Here is a 15,119-nt window from a genome sequence, read left to right on the forward strand (position 1 = left end):
GTCTCCTGGCCGCGGTGTGCGGGTACGAGCGGGCAGGAGGAGACTTTGTCGTCGTTGACGGTGTTGTTCGGGGTGGCGGGCGTGCTCGCGCTCGCCGCGGCGATCGTGCCGAAGCTGGTCGCCGACCGGCCGTTCTCGGTGCCGCTGGTGATGCTGGTCGCCGGCATCGTGCTCGGCATGCTGCCGCTGCCGGCCCCCTACGGCAACGGCTGGAGCGATCCGGCCGCCCACCTGCACGGCGTGGAATCCTTCGCCCAGCTGGGCATTCTGGTGGCGCTCGCCGGGGCGGGGCTGTCCGTCGACCGCCCGTTCGGGCTGCGCCGGTGGGGCTCGACGTGGCGGCTGCTCGCCATCACCATGCCGGTGTCGATCCTCGCGATCGCCTTGCTCGGGTACTGGTGGCTCGCGCTCGCCCCCGGCGTGGCGCTGCTGCTGGCCGCGGCGCTGGCCCCGACCGACCCGGTGCTGGCGGGCGACATCGGCGTCCCGCACCCCGACGTCGAGCCGGAACTGGCCAGGAACAACGAAATCCGCTTCACGCTGACGACGGAGGCCGGGCTCAACGACGGTCTCACCATGCCGTTCGTCCTGCTCGGTTTAGCACTGGCGAGCGGGCAGCCCCGCCTGGAGCTCTCCTGGGTGCTGGTGGACCTGCTGCTGCCACTGGTCATCGGCGTCGTGACCGGCCTGCTCACCGGCCGGGTGCTCGGCTGGGCGATCTTCCGGACGCCGTCGGACCGGCTGCGGCTGGCCGAATACGCCGACGGGCTGGTCCTGCTCGCCCTCGCCTTCGTGCCCTACGCGCTCGCGGAAGCAGCCCACGGCAACGGGTTCGTCGCCGTGTTCGTCGCGGCCGTCGCGGTGCGCACGCAGGAACGCGAGCACGAGTACCACGGCGTCCTGCACGCCTTCGGCCACCAGCTGGAACGGCTGTTCGTCCCGCTCGCCCTGCTGGGACTGGGCCTGGCGATCGGCGACGGCCTGCTGCGCGGGCTGCAGCCCCTCGAAGTGGTGCTCGCCGTCGTGGCCGTGCTGGTGGTCCGGCCGCTGGTGGGCTGGCTTTCCCTGCTCGGCGCGTCGTCGCCGGGACGGCCCGCCACCGCGGCGATCGCCTTCTTCGGTGTGCGGGGCATCGGCACGCTCTATTACCTGGCCTACACGCTCAACCGGCTTCCGGTGCCGCAGCAGGACGTGCTGTGGCGCGTCGGCGCCCTCGCCATCGCCGTGTCGGTGATCGTGCACGGCATCCTCGCGGAGCCGGCGATCCAGCGGATCGAGCGGATGGGCGGGCACCTGCCGGCCGATGTGTAGCCCCGCGATGAGTGGGTACCTGTTTGTCAAGGCCCTTTTGGCGACTGGCCGATCCGGAAATGTCGCCGCGACGGAAGGTGCACTCCGATGAACGACAAGCTGGAAAACAAGGGCGAAGAGCTCAAGGGCCGGGCCAAGGAAGCCGTCGGCGACGCCACCGGCAACGAGCAGTGGCAGGCCGAGGGCAAGTCCGACCAGGCCAAGGGCTCGCTGAAGCAGGCCGGCGAGAAGATCAAGGACGCCGTGAAGGGCGTCACGGACAAGAAGTGACCTGGTTTTCAAGGTCACAACGATGACCCAGCCGCTGCCGCACCCCGGACGCCGGGGTGCGGCAGCGGCGTCCTGTCTGGGGGCAGCGCGTGTTCGACGGCTTCACACTGGACCGCATCGACGTCGGTGAGGTCACCCTGCGGGTGCGCCACGGCGGCTCGGGGCCGCCGGTCCTGCTGGTGCACGGGCACCCGCGCACGCACACGACGTGGCACCGCGTCGCCCCGCGGCTCGCGGAGCGGTTCACCGTGGTGTGCGCGGACACCCGCGGCTACGGCGAGTCCACCAAGCCGCCGACCGACGAAGACCACACGCCCTACAGCAAACGCGTCATGGCGGCGGACTGCGTCGCGTTGATGCGCCACCTCGGGCACGAGGAGTTCTTCGTGGCGGGCCACGACCGCGGCGCGTACGTGGCCACGCGCCTGGCGCTCGACCACCCGTCGGCGGTCCGGGGTGCGGCGATCCTCGACGCCGTCCCGATCGGCGAGGCCCTCGCCCGCTGCGACGCGCGGTTCGCGCGGGAGTGGTACCACTGGTTCTTCTTCGCCCAGCCCGAAAAACCGGAACGGGTGATCACCGCCGACCCCGACGCCTGGTACAACGTCGCCACGAAGAACACCCCCGAACGGCTCGGCGAGGAGAACTTCGCCGACTTCCACCGCGCGATCCACGACCCGGCCACGGTGACCGCGATGCTCGAGGACTACCGCGCGGGCCTGGGCGTCGACCGCGCCCACGACAACGCCGACCGCGCCACCGGACGGCGGATCACCTGCCCCACGCTGGTGCTCTGGTCCAGCGACGACGACCTGGAAGACCTCTACGGCGACGTCCTGGCCGTCTGGCGTCCGTGGACGACCGATCTGCGCGGGCACGCGATCAAGTCCGGGCACCACGTGGCCGAGGAGAACCCCGAGGCACTCGCCGCCGCGCTGGGTGAGTTCTTCGGCGGGCTTCGGCGGTAGCGGACGCCAGACGTGCGGAGCTAGCCCGTCGTGCGGCGGGTGCCGTCGCCGAGGGGTTCGGTCCGCCCCGCCGCGTCCAGGCGCTCCAGCAGCGGGATCATCACCCGGCGCGTGCTGGCGAGGGCCTTGCGTGCCTCCGACACCGTGAACGGCTGCCGCAACCGCCGCAGCTCGGCCACCGCCCGTTCTTCCGCGTCCGGGCCGAGCACGACGCCTTCCGCGACCGCCGTCAGCCGGCCGAGGCGGACCGCGGCCGCCAGTTCGCGCCGGCCGAGGCCCAGCGCTCGCAGGTCGTCGGCCTCCGGTGCGCGGAACGGGTGCTCGGCGAGCCGGTGTGCCGCCGTTTCCACGGCCTTCTCGACGGCGGGGGCGAGCCCGGCGCCGGGACGGCGGACCAGCCCGCCCGCCGCCGCGAACCCGGTGCCCCGCAGCACGGGGACGACCAGCTCCGGAGCGGGCAGCCCGAGCCGCTGCCGCAACGCCTCCACCGGCACGCCCGCGGCCGTGCTGTCCCACCCGCCCACGATCCCGGCCGCCTGCGCGCGCAGCGCCACGAGCCGGTCCGGGTCCGCACACCACTCGCCCAGCCGCTCCCCCGGCTCCGGCAGGCCCATCGCGGCGAAGTCCGCCGCGCGCACGAACCCGTTGCGGCGCAAGTAACTCCGAGCGAGGTCGGGTTCGGTCAGCTCGCGGCCGCGGGCCCGCGCCGCGCCGCGGCGGGTCAGCGCGGGCGGGTCGACGTCGAGGACGTCGAAGCCGGCGGCGATCCGGTGCTCGCCGGGATCGCGCACCAGGCCGCGGTCTCCGGTGCGCAGCGGCAGCGCCGCCGCCGTGGTGAGCCGCGCGGTGTCGGTCCCGAGTGGACGGACCCGCACCGGCACAGCCGCCGTGCCCAGGTGCAGCACCAGTTCGCGGTGCAGGTCCGCGGCGGCCGCGCCGCGCAGCCGGACGTCGAACTCGGCCGTGGTGCGCCACCGGCCGGGGGTGAGCAGGACGTCGCCGCGGCCGACGTCGCCGCGTGCGGTGCCGCGCAGGTTCACCGCGACCCTGGCCACGGCGGCGACGCGGTCGCGGGGTTCGCCGAGCGCCTGCAGGGCGCGGACCTTCACCCGCGCCGGCCCCAGCAGCAGCTCGTCGCCCGCGGCGATCGTGCCGGCGGAGAGGGTGCCGGTGACGACCGTGCCGGCCCCGGAAACCGTGAAGGCGCGGTCGATCCACAGCCGGACGTCGGCGGCCGGATCGGGTACCGCCAGCTCGGCGGTCAGTTCGCCGATCGCCGAGCGCAGCCGGTCGAGGCCCGCGCCCGTGGTGCCGCTGACGACGACGCTCGGGACCGCACCCAAGGATGTTTTCGCGATCTCGTCCCGTGCGAGGGCCGTCGCGGCGGCCGGGTCGGCGCGGTCGGCCTTGGTGACGACCAGCAGGCCGCGCCGGACGCCGAACGCGTCCAGTGCGGCGAGGTGCTCGGCCGACTGCGGCATCCAGCCCTCGTCCGCGGCGACGACGAACAGCACGGCCGGAGCCGGCCCGGCGCCCGCGAGCATGTTCGGCACGAACCGTTCGTGGCCCGGCACGTCCACGAACGCGACGTCGTCGTCGCCGATCCGGGTCCACGCGAAGCCGAGGTCGATGGTGAGGCCGCGGCGACGCTCCTCGGCCCACCGGTCGGGCTCCATCCCGGTCAGGCGCCGCACGAGCGTGGACTTCCCGTGGTCGACGTGCCCGGCGGTGACGATCACCCGCATCGGCGGACGGCTTCCCGCAGCTTCGCGTCTTCTTCCGGCCGCACGGTCCGCAGGTCGAGCAGGCAGCGGTCCCGGACGACCCGGCAGGCCACCGCGGGCTCGCCCGTGCGCAACGCGGCCGCGTACCGGGCGGGCAGGCTCACCGCGACGCTGGGGAGTTCGACGCCGGGCGCGCCTCCGCCGCCGACGGCCGCCACCGACGCGACCACGTGGGCGTCCCGGGTTCCCAGGGCCTCGACCAGCGCTTCCGCCCGTTCCCGCAGGCTCGCGACGGACGCTCCGAGTGCGGCGCGCACCGGGGGTTCCGGCCCGCGCAACGTCGCTTCGAGGGCGGCGAGGGTGAGCTTGTCGACGCGCAGGGCCCGCGCGGCCGGGTGCCGTCGCAGCCGTTCGACGACGTCCGCGGCGCCGAGCAGCAGGCCGGCCTGCGGGCCGCCGAGCAGTTTGTCGCCGCTGGCGGTGACGATCGTGGCGCCCGCCCGCAGCGCGCTCGCCGCGTCCGGCTCGGCCGGCAGCAGGGGGTGCGGGGCGAGCAGGCCGGAGCCGATGTCGGCGACCAACGGCACGCCGAGGCCGGCCAGCTCACCGAGCGCCGCTTCCGCGGTGAACCCGGTGACGCGGTAGTTCGACGGGTGGACCTTGAGCACGAACCCGGTGTCCGGGCCGATCGCGGCGGCGTAGTCCCGGGCCGACGTCCGGTTCGTGGTTCCGACCTCGCGCAACCGTGCGCCCGCCGATTCGAGCAGGTCCGGGATGCGGAAGCCGTCGCCGATCTCCACCAGTTCGCCCCGGCTGACGACGATCTCGCGGCCCGGGGCCAGCGTGAGCGCGCAGAGCAGCAGGGCGGCGGCGTTGTTGTTGACCACGTGCACCGCGCCGGCGTCCGGCACGGCGGCGTGCAGGGCGGAGACGGCGCCGCGGCCGCGGCGGGCCCGGTCGCCGGTCGCGAGGTCGTATTCGACGTCGGTGGCGCCGCCGGCCGCGGCGAGGGCCTCGAGCGCGGCGGCCGAAAGTGGCGCCCGGCCGAGGTTGGTGTGCACGACGACGCCGGTCGCATTGATCACCGGCCGCAGCGAGGACGCGCCCGCCGGGAGCCGCGCGAGCACGGTCTCGGCGACGTCTCCGGGCGCGATCTCGCCGGCCCTGGCGGCCCGCTGGACCTCGTTGACCACCGATTTCACCAGGTCACGTCCGAGCGTCCCGGCGGCCTTGGCGATCCGGGGCTCGGCCAGGACCGCGTCGGTCCGCGGGATCGCGCGGCGGGGGTCAGGCATGGCGGAGGCGGACGGGAATCGAACCCGCCAGCGGCAGTACCTGCCGTTCGCCGGTTTTGAAGACCGCGCCGGTCACCAGGCCGGATACGCCTCCCTGCACCATGGTGGCCATCCTGCCAAGGTCGCGGCGGGCGGGCAGGATGAACCCGTGGGTTTCCGACTGACGCAGTACGCGCACGGTGGCGGCTGCGCGTGCAAGATCCCGCCCGGCGAACTGGAAGCGGCCGTGCGCGGCCTGGCCGGCGCCGTGCCCGCCGATCCGCCGGGCGAGCTGCTCGTCGGCCTCGAAACCGGCGACGACGCGGCTGCGGTCCGGATTTCCGGGGACACCGCGCTGATCGTCACCACGGACTTCTTCACCCCGGTCGTCGACGACGCCTACGACTGGGGCCGGATCGCCGCGGCCAACGCACTGTCCGACGTCTACGCCATGGGCGGCACGCCGGTGGTGGCGGTCAACCTGCTCGGCTGGCCGCGGGAAACGCTGCCGTTCGAGCTCGCCGCCGAGGTCCTGCGCGGCGGTCTCGACGTCTGCGGCGAGGCCGGCTGCCACCTGGCGGGCGGGCACAGCATCGACGACCCGGAGCCGAAGTACGGCCTCGCGGTGACCGGCCTCGCGGATCCGGCGCGGCTGCTGCGCAACGACGCCGGCCGCGCGGGCGTGCCGCTGACGTTGACCAAGCCGCTCGGCATCGGCGTGCTCAACTCGCGGCACAAGGCCACCGGCGAGCGGTTCGAGCAGGCGATCGACGCGATGACGACGTTGAACGCGCCGGCGTCCCGTGCCGCGCTGGCCGCCGGGGTCACCTGCGCCACCGACGTGACCGGGTTCGGTCTGCTCGGCCACCTGCACAAGCTGGCCCGCGCGAGCGGCGTGACGGCTCGAATAGATCCGGCCGCGGTGCCGTACCTCGACGGCGCGCGGGAGGCGCTGCGCGACGGGTACGTCAGCGGGGGCACCCGGCGGAACCTCGACTGGGTGCGTCCGCACGCCGAGCTGTCCCGGATTTCGGCGGGCGAGGCGCTGCTGCTGGCGGACGCGCAGACGTCCGGCGGCCTGCTGGTCGCCGGCGAACTGCCGGGCCACCCGGTGATCGGGTCCCTGGAACCGCGGTCGGACCACACGATCGTCGTGGGCTGAGTTTCCGCCCCGGCCGCCCCGGGTACGCGGAGGTGGAGCAACGATCAGGAGGTGTGCGATGTCCGCTCCGGACCGGACCGGCCTCGAGCAGCACCTGTCCGAGACCGAGTACCCCTGCGGCCGCGACGAGCTCCTGCGCCGGGCCGCCGCGGCGGGCGGCGGCGACTCGGTGCTGGGCTCGCTCGGCGGGCTGCCGGACAGCGACCGGTACGACAACTTCGACGCGGTGTGGGAAGCGGTGTCCGCCAAGCACATCGGCGGGGCGCCTTAGCCGAGCCGCTCCACGGCGTCGCGGGCTTCCTTGAGGTCGGCGCCGGTGCTGTCGCGGTAGGCCTTGATCGCCTGGATCTTCTTGCCCTGCCGCAGCAACGCGGCCACCTCCACGAGTTCCGGCTCCGCGACGGACACCCCGAGCCGGTCGGCGATCGCGTCGAGCTTCCGTTCCACCCGCGCGAGGCGGCGGTCGACCCGGCCGAGCCTGCGGTCCGTGGCCGAGGAACCCAGTCCGACGACCGCGACCAGCACGACGACACCGAGCAAGAGCATCCCGTAGTCCATACCCGGCATGCTACGTCCGAAAATTGTCGGTGCCGGCGGTTAAGGTGACGCCATGACCACGCTGACCGGCCGCCCGCACACCGCCCTGCTCGTCGTCGACGTGCAGAACGGGGTGATGGAGACGGCTCACGACCGCGAGACCGTCCTCGCCAACCTCGTCGCACTGGTGGGGAAAGCCCGCGCGGCGGGCACCGAGGTGGTGTGGGTGCAGCACTCCAGCGACGAGCTGCCGCAAGGCAGCGAAGCCTGGGAGTACGTACCGGAACTGGTGCGCCGCGAACCGGAACCCCTGGTGCACAAGAGATACGGCGACTCCTTCGAGGACACCGACCTGGAGGAGACCCTGGCGGCCCGCGGCATCGGGGCGCTGCTGGTGGCGGGCGCGCAGACGGACGCGTGCATCCGCTCGACGTTGCACGGAGCGCTGGCCCGGGGCTACGACACGACACTGGTGGCCGACGCACACACGACGGAGGATCTGTCGGCGTACGGCGCACCACCGCCGGGACAGGTCATCGCCCACACGAACCTGTATTGGACGTACCAGACGGCGCCGGGCCGGACGGCGGGCACGGTGGCGACGGCCGAGGTGGAGTTCGGGGTGAAGGCACCGGCTTGAGCCGAGGAGGCCGGACTGCTGGCTACTCGCGCTCGAAGCCGTACGCGCGCTCCACCCGGGCCACCTCGATGTGGTAGTCCGCGTACCACTGGTCCCGGCCGCGGCGCTGGGCCTCCAGGTGCTCCGGGTGCTGCTGCCACGCCGCGATCGACTCGGCGTCCCGGTAGTACAGCACCGTCAGCTCGCGGCCGTCCGGGTCCGTTTTCGACTCCCGGCCCAGGTAGCCCGGTTGCGCGCGGCCCAGCTCGCCCATGCGTGCGTCCATGGCCGCGTAACCGTCCAGGTTGTCCGCGTCCAAGGCGCTCGTGATGATCACCGCGTAGTACGGGGGTTCGGGTCTGGTGAACGTCACCGCCGGAGCCTAGGTCGCCGGAGTCCGCGTCCCAAGTGGTTTTCTCAGCCTCCGCGCAGGTGGTCGCGCAGGGCTCGCGCGGCGCGGGCCATCAGGATCTCCGCCTCCGGCTGGATGGCCGCCGGGACACTCGACTCCGTCAGCGCCACGACCGCGAACACGCCTCCGTCCACGTGCTCGACCACGCCCATCTCGTGCCGCAGGTTCAGCAGCGTTCCCGTCTTCGACGACCAGCGGGCCGCGTCCGAGGCGAAGTCCGGGGTCAGGCGGTGGCGGATCATGTTGTTCGCCATCAGTTCCCGCACGTCACCGGCCACCGACGGGTCGATCTTCGACGGCGTCCACAGGGCCTGCAGCAGCTCCATCAGCGCCCGCGCCGACGCCGAGTTCGCGCGCGTGACGTCCAGCTGCGGGAGGCGGTGGCCCCGGCCTGCCGTCGACGCGCCGATGGCGAGAGCCTGGGCCAGGTCGGCTTCGCCCGCGTCGAACCGCTCGGCCGGGGTCTCGACGAGGTCGCGCATCAGGTGGCGCACCGCGATCCCGGCCAGCCCCCAGCATCCGCGTGACGTCGGGCGGCGGGGTCAGTCCGAACAGGACGTCGGCGGCCGTCCCGTCGCTCAGGGACGTGCTCAGGTACAGCAGGTCGCCCAGCGCTACCCGGGCCGGGTGGCGGAAGCGGGTCAGGCCGATCGGCCCGGGCGTGGTGACGCCACCGGGCGCGACCTCCAGCTGCGTCGCCGCATCGAGCTCACCGCGGCGGATGCGCTCCAGGGTGGCTGCCGCCAGCGGCACCTTGACCAGGGAGGCGATCGGGTACTCGCGATCCGGGTCGATCCCGGGCTCGGCGCCCGACCGCAGGTCCCGGACCAGGAACGACCCGCGCAGGCCACCTTCGGCCAACGCCGCGCGCAGGTCCCGGACCAGCGCTTCGTCGCTCATCGGACACCCCCGAGCCCAAGAGCGGCGACCGGCCGCCGCCGCGCCCCCGCTGCTTCGGGCATCACCCGGCCACCAAACCCACACACCCGGCCCACCCCCTGCCACGCCCCCGATGCCTCGGCAATCGCCGGGCCACCAAACCCGCGAACCCAGCCCGGCCGCGCCCCCGATGCCTCAAGCATCGCCAGGCCACCGAACCCACACACCAAACCCAACCCCCGCCACGCCCCCGACACCTCCGGGCTCACCCGGCCACCAAACCCGCGAACCCGCCGCGCCCCCGATGCCTCAGACATCACCCGGCCACCGAACCCACACACCAAACCCAACCCCGGCTCTTCCGCGGTCATCCAGCGACTCCCAGGCACCGGCCGACCGCCGCGCTCAGGGTCGTCCGCAAGCGGTCCGCGTCTTCGGCCAGTGGCGCCGCTATGCCGTAGCCGCGCGCCAGGTCGAGGTCGCCGATCGGTCGCCAGGACAGCGCGAGTTCGCCGGCCTGCGCCGGTGAGCACAGCAGCAGGTCCGCCGAGGCGAACACCTCCGCGGCCGCCGACGTGAGGGAATCGGCCACCGTCACCTGGGCCGGGGACAAGCCCACCGCGTCCCGGACCCGCAGCAGCCGGTCGCGCAGGTGCGGGACGTCGTCCTCCGGCTGGATCCAGACACGACGGCGCGCGGCGGCCGAACGGCCCGTCCGCAGCGTCTTCAGGCGCACGACCCGGCTCGGCGCCGGCGCGACCCCGGCCACCCCCAGCGGCACGGACCACACGGCTTCCTCGGCCGGGACGGCGGTGAGCGCGGCCCGCACCTCACTCGTGCGGACGAGCTCGGCGCGCTCGCCCGGCCCCGCCGTGCGGAACTCCAGGTGGATCTCCAGCGCCCGGGCTTCGGCGGCGAGGACGGCGAGCTCCCCCACCCCGCAGGTGGCGGGCACGGCCAGCCGCACCGGCCGCAGCCGGGCGCGCTTCGCGTCGTGTTCCATCGCCTCGGCCAGCTGCACCAGCCGCCGGGCCGAGGGCAGCACCTCCCGGCCGAACGGCGTCAGCCGCGCCCGGCGGGTCGAGCGGTCGAAGAGCCGCTCCCCGAAGTGGCGTTCGAGCGCGGCGATGCGCCGGCTGGCGACCGGCTGCGGAATCCGCGCGAGCGCCGCGCCCGCCGTGAAACTCCCCGTCTCGCTCACGCTCACGAACGCCCTGCAGCCGCCGACCAGGTCCACGACCTCATCTCATGCCGGATCCGCATCGAACCGTGTACTTCCGTCTTGGACAGCATGAACGAACGCCGTGAGACTGCGGAGGACGATCAAGACCGGAAGGAAGTCCCCGTGCCGTTCCCCCGAGCCCGGCGGGCCGCGCTCGCCGCGCTGCTCCTCGTTCCGTTGACCGCCTGCGCAGCGGAAGCACCCCAGCCGGCAGCGACGTCGGCGACAGCAACAGCGACACCCGCACCGGCGCCGCAGCCGGACTTCGCCCCGCTCGAGCGCAGCTTCGACGCCCGCCTCGGCGTGTACGCGATCGACACCGGCTCCGGCCGCGAAATCACCCACCGCGCCGACGAGCGCTTCGGCTACGCCTCGGCGCACAAGGCGTTCTCCGCCGCCGCCGTCCTGCAGCGCACCAGCCTCGACGGGCTCGCGAAACACCTGACCTACACCCGTGCCGACCTGCAGGCGAACTCCCCCGTCACCGAAAAGAGCGTCACCACCGGCATTTCGCTGCGCGACGCCATCGACGCGGCGTTGCGCTACAGCGACAACACCGCCGCGAACCTGCTGTTCCGGGAACTCGGCGGGCCGCCGGGACTCGCCGCGGCGTTGCGCGAGATCGGCGACACGACCACCCACGTCGACCGGATCGAACCCGACCTCAACGACCTCGCGCCGGGCGACGTCCGGGACACGAGCACCCCGCGCGCGATGGCCGGCAGCCTCCGCGCCTTCGCCCTCGGCGACGCCCTGCCGCCGGAGAAGCGAACCCTGTACACGGACATGATGCGCGCCAACAAGACCGGCGCGACCGTGATCCGGGCGGGTACGCCGGTGGGCTGGGCCGTCGCCGACAAGACCGGTACCGGCGAATACGCCACCCGCAACGACATCGCGGTCGTCTGGCCGCCGGGGCGGGCGCCGATCGTGCTGGCGGTCATGTCCAGCCGCCAGGCCGAGAACGCCGAGCACGACGACCGGCTGATCGCGCAGGCGGCGAAGCTGGTCCTCGACGCTTACCGCGGAAGCTGACCGAAGAGCCGCAGCACCTCCGCTTCGACCTCGTCCAGCCACGCTGCCCGCCGGGTCTCGTCGGCGTCCGCCACGACCCGCAGCACCAGCCGGCTCCCCGAGGTAGGGCGCCGTGTCGGACGTGTTGACCACCAGCAGCCGCGACTCGGGTGCGCCGCCGGCGTCGTCGAGGCGGTAGTGCGCGAGCAGCACCACCACCCCGCGCGGTCATCCCGTCATCGCCACCAGGATGCGCCGCCGGCCGGTGAACGGCTCGCGGCCGTGGGCCATCAGCATGTTGTTGATCACCATGACGTCGCCGGCCTGCCACGGGAACGCGTAGCTGACTTCGTCGTAGACCTCACGGATCTTCTCGATGTCCGCGACCGGGATCGGGCTGCCGTCGGCGAAGTAGGCGTTGCGCGGCAGGTCTTCCTCCGGGTACAGCTCCAGCAGTGCCTCGCTCACCTCTTCACCGAGGCTGGAAACGTGGAAGAGGTTGGCCTGGTTGAACCACACGGTGTCCCCGGTGTGCGGCTCCGCCACGAAGGACGGCCGGACGTGCCGGGTGCGCAGTCCTTCCTCGGTCCATTCGAAGGTCTGGCCGTGGCGCGCGCAGTAGTCCTCGACGACCGCGCGGTCGTCGGTCTGGAACGCTTCCTGCCAGGTCAGCCCGAGCCCTTCGCGGAACGCGCGCGTGTAGGCGACGCCACCCGCGAAGCGCTCCCGCAGGTCTTCGGGCAGCAGGCGGTACATCGCCCGGCTGTCCGCGATCGGCGTGGCCCCGCCGGTCTCCGCGGCGGTGTCGCACAGGAAGAACAGCCGTGCCGGCCAGCTCGCCGAGTACGAGTTCTCGTTGTGCATCGGGATCGACTCGGCGGGCGGGTATTCGGTCGAGGTGTAGATGTTGCCCGCCACCGCCGACCGCGGGGTCGACCGCTCGGTGTAGGTGAGCAGCGCCCCGCCGATCGTCTCGGTCACCCGGTTGAACAGGCCGAGGTCGGTGGGCAGGCCGCGCAGCAGGATCGCGCCGTGGTCGCGCAGGTGGTCCTGCAGCCGCGGCAGCTGCGCTTCCACCGCCGCGAAGTCGGCGGCCGGGAAGACGGCGATCCCGGTGTGCTCGTTGCCCTGCAGCTGGCCCTCGGATGTCACGGCGGTCATGCTTCCTCCAGTTCGAAACGGACGAGCTTGGTGGCCTCCGCGTGCAGCGCGGCCAGGTCGTCGGCGTCGGCGAACCCGGCGACGAACGCGTTCACGGCGTAGGTTTCGTGGTCGTCGCTGAGCAGCTGGCCGGGTGACACGGTGGTGATCACCGAGAACACCTCGGGCAGGTCTTCGAGCTCGTCGAGGCCGTGGATGCGGACCAGCCGGCCGGTGCCCGACGCGTAGAGGATCAGCTCCCCCACCGGGACGGGCAGCGCGGCGGGTTCGCGCGGCGGCGGTGGGGTGCCGAGGCCCAGTGCCACCGTCTCGGCGAAGACGTCGACGCCGGTCCGCAGCTTGAGCAGCAGGGCGGTGGCCCCGCCGACCGGACGGCCGGCGTTGACCTCGACGATCGTCGGCCCCGCGACGGCGTCGTCGATCACCTCGACGTGGGCGCTGGTGTTGTCCAGCCCCAGCGCCCGCACGGCGTCGGCCACCGCCTGCGTGACGAGCCCGGCCCGCTCCGGGGCCATCCCGAACGGCGGGCTGACCATGACGAGCTCGAACTTGCGCTCGTCGACCAGCGGTTTGCCGACGATCTCGACCGGTTCCACCACGCCGTCGCGGACCAGGACGTCCACCGCGTACTCCGGGCCGTCGAGCAGGCCCTCGACGAGGAACACCCGCAAGGGGTCGAGGCCGCCGGGCAGCGGGCGGTGGTAGCGCGCGTCCGGGTTCTCCGGCAGCCGGGTGGCCAGCAGCTCGTAGGCGGCCACCAGTTCGTCCACAGTGGACACGGTGCGGACCAGGGTGCTGGCCGCGCCGTTCACGGGCTTGACGATCGCCGGGAGGCCGACCTCCTCGGCGATCTTCGCGGCTTCGGCCGGGTCGGCGAACAACGCACAGCGCGGGCCCGGCAGCCCCGCTTCGGCGAGCCGCCGGCGGACGGCGAACTTGTTGTGCGCCAGCGTGAACACCGACGCCGGGCAGCGCGCGACCCCGAGCAGCTCGGCGACCCGGGCGGTGCTCGCGATGATGCCTTCGGCGGCGGTGAGCACCCCGGCCGGCCCGGGATCGCGGGCCCGGATCGCCTCGGCGACCGCGGACACGTCCCGGACGTCCTCGACGACGACGAACCCGTCCACGAGCGGGCCCAGCTCGGCTCGCTCGGCGTCGTCGAGGGGCTCGGTGACGAGCTCGGCCCGCAGCCCGGCCGTCCGGACCGCGGCGGCGAAGTCGCGGATCCAGTGGCCGCGCGTCTCGCGGACGATGAACGCGGTCTTCACGCGACCTCCAGGCGGATCAGCTTGCTCGCTTCGGCGTGCAGGGCCACGAGATCATCGTGGTCGGCGAACCCGGCGACGACGAGGTTGACCGCGTACGTCTCCTGTTCGTCGGTGAGCACCTGGCCGGGCGAGACCGTCGTGACGACGTCGACGACCTCGGGCAGCGCGGCGACCTCGTCGAGACCACCGATGCCGGTCAGGGTGCCGGATCCGGCCGCGTAGAGGATCAGCATCGCCAGGGGAATCGGCAGTTTCGCCGGTTCCCGCGTGGGTGGCGGCGCGCCCAGGGCGAGGGCCGTCAGCTCGGCGAACACGTCGACGCCGGTGCGCAGCTTGGCCAGCAGCGGCATGATCGAGCCCGCCGGGCGGCCCGCGTTGACCTCGACGATCGTCGGGCCGCGCCGCTCGTCGTCGATCACCTCGACGTGCGCGACCGTGTTGTCCAGCCCCAGCGCGAGCACCGCCGCGGACGCCGCCGCCGTGACCGATGCCGCCCGCTCGGCCGAGAGGCCGGCCGGCGGGCAGGACAGGACCAGCTCGAACTTGCGTTCGTCGATCAGCGGCTTGTCGAGGATCTCGACCGGCTCGGCGACGCCGTCGCGGACCAGCACGTCCACGGCGTATTCCGGGCCGGTCAGGAAGCCCTCGACCAGGAACGTCGCCGACGGGTCCACCGTCCCCACCGGCCGGTGGTAGCGCGGGTCCGCCGACTCGGGCAGGCGCGCGGCCAGCAGCTCGTACGCGGCCGCCAGCTCGTCCACTGTGGACACCGTGCGCACCAGGTTGCTCCCGGCGCCGTTGACCGGCTTGACGATGGCCGGGAACCCGACGTGTCCGGCCACCGACGCCGCTTCGGAGGCCGAAGAGATCAGCGCGAAGGCGGGTCCCGGCAGTCCGGCCGCGGCCAGTGCTTCCCGGACGGCGAACTTGTTCGCGCACCGGGTGAACACCGCGGCCGGGCACCGGGCGACGCCGAGCAGCTCGGCGACCCGGGCGGTGCTCGCGATGGCCCCGTCCGATCCGGTCAGCACGGCGGCGGGCACCCCGACGGCCGCGCGGATCTTCGCGGCGACGGCTTCGGCGTCGTAGACGTCGTCGACGGCCACCACCTCGTCCACCGCCGCGGCCAGTGCCGTGCCTTCGGCCTCGTCGACCGGCGGCGCGAGCAGCACCGCGCGGTGGCCCGCCGCGTGCACCGCGGCGGCGACCTCGCCGACCCAGTGCCCGCGGGCCTCCCTGATCAGCACCACGGTGCTCACGCCGCCTCCTCGCTGGCGCTCGGCGGCGCCGCGAGCGGC

15 protein-coding genes, 1 tRNA gene and 1 pseudogene are annotated in these 15,119 nt (G+C 73.6%); 7 read left to right on the top strand and 10 right to left on the bottom strand.

Translation table 11 applies throughout. From position 1 onward, the window contains the following. The first annotated feature begins 45 nt into the window (after positions 1 to 45). The 3 genes from ACLJQE_RS29420 (at position 46) to ACLJQE_RS29430 (ending at position 2,549) form a co-directional block, all read left to right on the top strand. On the top strand, positions 46 to 1,311 hold the full coding sequence (locus ACLJQE_RS29420) for a cation:proton antiporter (RefSeq protein ID WP_410642833.1): 1,266 nt from the start codon (positions 46 to 48) through the stop codon (positions 1,309 to 1,311). Positions 1,312 to 1,398: 87 nt separating this feature from the next. Continuing rightward, the gene (locus tag ACLJQE_RS29425; protein ID WP_308670772.1) at positions 1,399 to 1,581 is read left to right on the top strand and encodes a CsbD family protein; all 183 of its coding nucleotides are present in this window, start codon (positions 1,399 to 1,401) and stop codon (positions 1,579 to 1,581) included. Between the two features lie 89 nt (positions 1,582 to 1,670). Further along, the gene (locus ACLJQE_RS29430) at positions 1,671 to 2,549 is read left to right on the top strand and encodes an alpha/beta fold hydrolase (RefSeq protein ID WP_410642709.1); all 879 of its coding nucleotides are present in this window, start codon (positions 1,671 to 1,673) and stop codon (positions 2,547 to 2,549) included. A 20-nt stretch (positions 2,550 to 2,569) separates the two neighbouring features. Here ACLJQE_RS29430 and selB read toward each other — a convergent pair whose 3' ends face one another. From selB to ACLJQE_RS29445, 3 genes are all read right to left on the bottom strand, one after another. Then, positions 2,570 to 4,294, bottom strand: coding sequence for a selenocysteine-specific translation elongation factor (gene selB / locus ACLJQE_RS29435; protein ID WP_410642710.1), 1,725 nt, complete (start codon positions 4,292 to 4,294; stop codon positions 2,570 to 2,572). Continuing rightward, the gene (selA, locus tag ACLJQE_RS29440) at positions 4,285 to 5,568 is read right to left on the bottom strand and encodes an L-seryl-tRNA(Sec) selenium transferase (RefSeq protein ID WP_410642711.1); all 1,284 of its coding nucleotides are present in this window, start codon (positions 5,566 to 5,568) and stop codon (positions 4,285 to 4,287) included. The genes selB and selA overlap by 10 nt, the downstream gene beginning before the upstream one ends. Next, a tRNA-Sec gene (locus ACLJQE_RS29445) sits at positions 5,568 to 5,662 on the bottom strand. The genes selA and ACLJQE_RS29445 overlap by 1 nt, the downstream gene beginning before the upstream one ends. A gap of 54 nt (positions 5,663 to 5,716) precedes the next feature. Between ACLJQE_RS29445 and selD the strand changes: the two genes are divergently transcribed. Together selD and ACLJQE_RS29455 are read left to right on the top strand one after the other, a co-directional pair. Then, positions 5,717 to 6,709 carry a selenide, water dikinase SelD gene (gene selD, locus ACLJQE_RS29450; protein ID WP_410642712.1) on the top strand — a complete coding sequence of 331 codons (993 nt, stop codon included), beginning with the start codon at positions 5,717 to 5,719 and terminating at the stop codon, positions 6,707 to 6,709. Positions 6,710 to 6,767: 58 nt separating this feature from the next. Continuing rightward, complete coding sequence (locus tag ACLJQE_RS29455; protein WP_410642713.1) at positions 6,768 to 6,980, top strand: DUF2795 domain-containing protein; 213 nt, start codon at positions 6,768 to 6,770, stop codon at positions 6,978 to 6,980. Here the strand turns inward: ACLJQE_RS29455 and ACLJQE_RS29460 are convergent. After that, a complete protein-coding gene (locus tag ACLJQE_RS29460; protein ID WP_410642714.1) occupies positions 6,977 to 7,267 on the bottom strand; it encodes a hypothetical protein in 291 nt (96 codons plus the stop codon). The two genes, ACLJQE_RS29455 and ACLJQE_RS29460, sit on opposite strands and share 4 nt — an antisense overlap. Before the next feature lie 52 nt (positions 7,268 to 7,319). Between ACLJQE_RS29460 and ACLJQE_RS29465 the strand changes: the two genes are divergently transcribed. Further along, positions 7,320 to 7,886: a cysteine hydrolase family protein gene (locus ACLJQE_RS29465; protein WP_410642715.1), complete on the top strand. Its 567-nt coding sequence runs from the start codon at positions 7,320 to 7,322 to the stop codon at positions 7,884 to 7,886. A 22-nt stretch (positions 7,887 to 7,908) separates the two neighbouring features. Here the strand turns inward: ACLJQE_RS29465 and ACLJQE_RS29470 are convergent, their stop codons facing one another. The 3 genes and pseudogenes from ACLJQE_RS29470 to ACLJQE_RS29480 form a co-directional block, all read right to left on the bottom strand. Further along, positions 7,909 to 8,238, bottom strand: coding sequence for an antibiotic biosynthesis monooxygenase family protein (locus tag ACLJQE_RS29470; protein WP_410642716.1), 330 nt, complete (start codon positions 8,236 to 8,238; stop codon positions 7,909 to 7,911). A gap of 44 nt (positions 8,239 to 8,282) precedes the next feature. Further along, positions 8,283 to 9,177 (bottom strand): annotated as a pseudogene (locus ACLJQE_RS29475) (serine hydrolase). Between the two features lie 346 nt (positions 9,178 to 9,523). Then, positions 9,524 to 10,393 carry a LysR family transcriptional regulator gene (locus ACLJQE_RS29480; protein ID WP_410642717.1) on the bottom strand — a complete coding sequence of 290 codons (870 nt, stop codon included), beginning with the start codon at positions 10,391 to 10,393 and terminating at the stop codon, positions 9,524 to 9,526. A gap of 54 nt (positions 10,394 to 10,447) precedes the next feature. On the opposite strand from ACLJQE_RS29480, the gene bla reads away from it, so the two are divergent. Next, on the top strand, positions 10,448 to 11,413 hold the full coding sequence (bla, locus tag ACLJQE_RS29485) for a class A beta-lactamase (protein WP_410642718.1): 966 nt from the start codon (positions 10,448 to 10,450) through the stop codon (positions 11,411 to 11,413). Positions 11,414 to 11,620: 207 nt separating this feature from the next. Here the strand turns inward: bla and ACLJQE_RS29490 are convergent, their stop codons facing one another. The 3 genes from ACLJQE_RS29490 to ACLJQE_RS29500 are packed head-to-tail and all read right to left on the bottom strand — an operon-like array spanning position 11,621 to position 15,080. Further along, on the bottom strand, positions 11,621 to 12,553 hold the full coding sequence (locus ACLJQE_RS29490; RefSeq protein ID WP_410642719.1) for a TauD/TfdA family dioxygenase: 933 nt from the start codon (positions 12,551 to 12,553) through the stop codon (positions 11,621 to 11,623). Beyond that, positions 12,550 to 13,821 carry an ATP-grasp domain-containing protein gene (locus ACLJQE_RS29495; protein WP_410642720.1) on the bottom strand — a complete coding sequence of 424 codons (1,272 nt, stop codon included), beginning with the start codon at positions 13,819 to 13,821 and terminating at the stop codon, positions 12,550 to 12,552. Before ACLJQE_RS29495 ends, ACLJQE_RS29490 begins: the two co-directional genes overlap by 4 nt. After that, entirely contained in the window at positions 13,818 to 15,080 is a 1,263-nt protein-coding gene (locus ACLJQE_RS29500; protein WP_410642722.1) for an ATP-grasp domain-containing protein, read from the bottom strand. Before ACLJQE_RS29500 ends, ACLJQE_RS29495 begins: the two co-directional genes overlap by 4 nt. Positions 15,081 to 15,119 lie beyond the last annotated feature (39 nt).

This window comes from Amycolatopsis sp. lyj-346 (assembly GCF_046548975.1).
Classification (GTDB): domain Bacteria; phylum Actinomycetota; class Actinomycetes; order Mycobacteriales; family Pseudonocardiaceae; genus Amycolatopsis.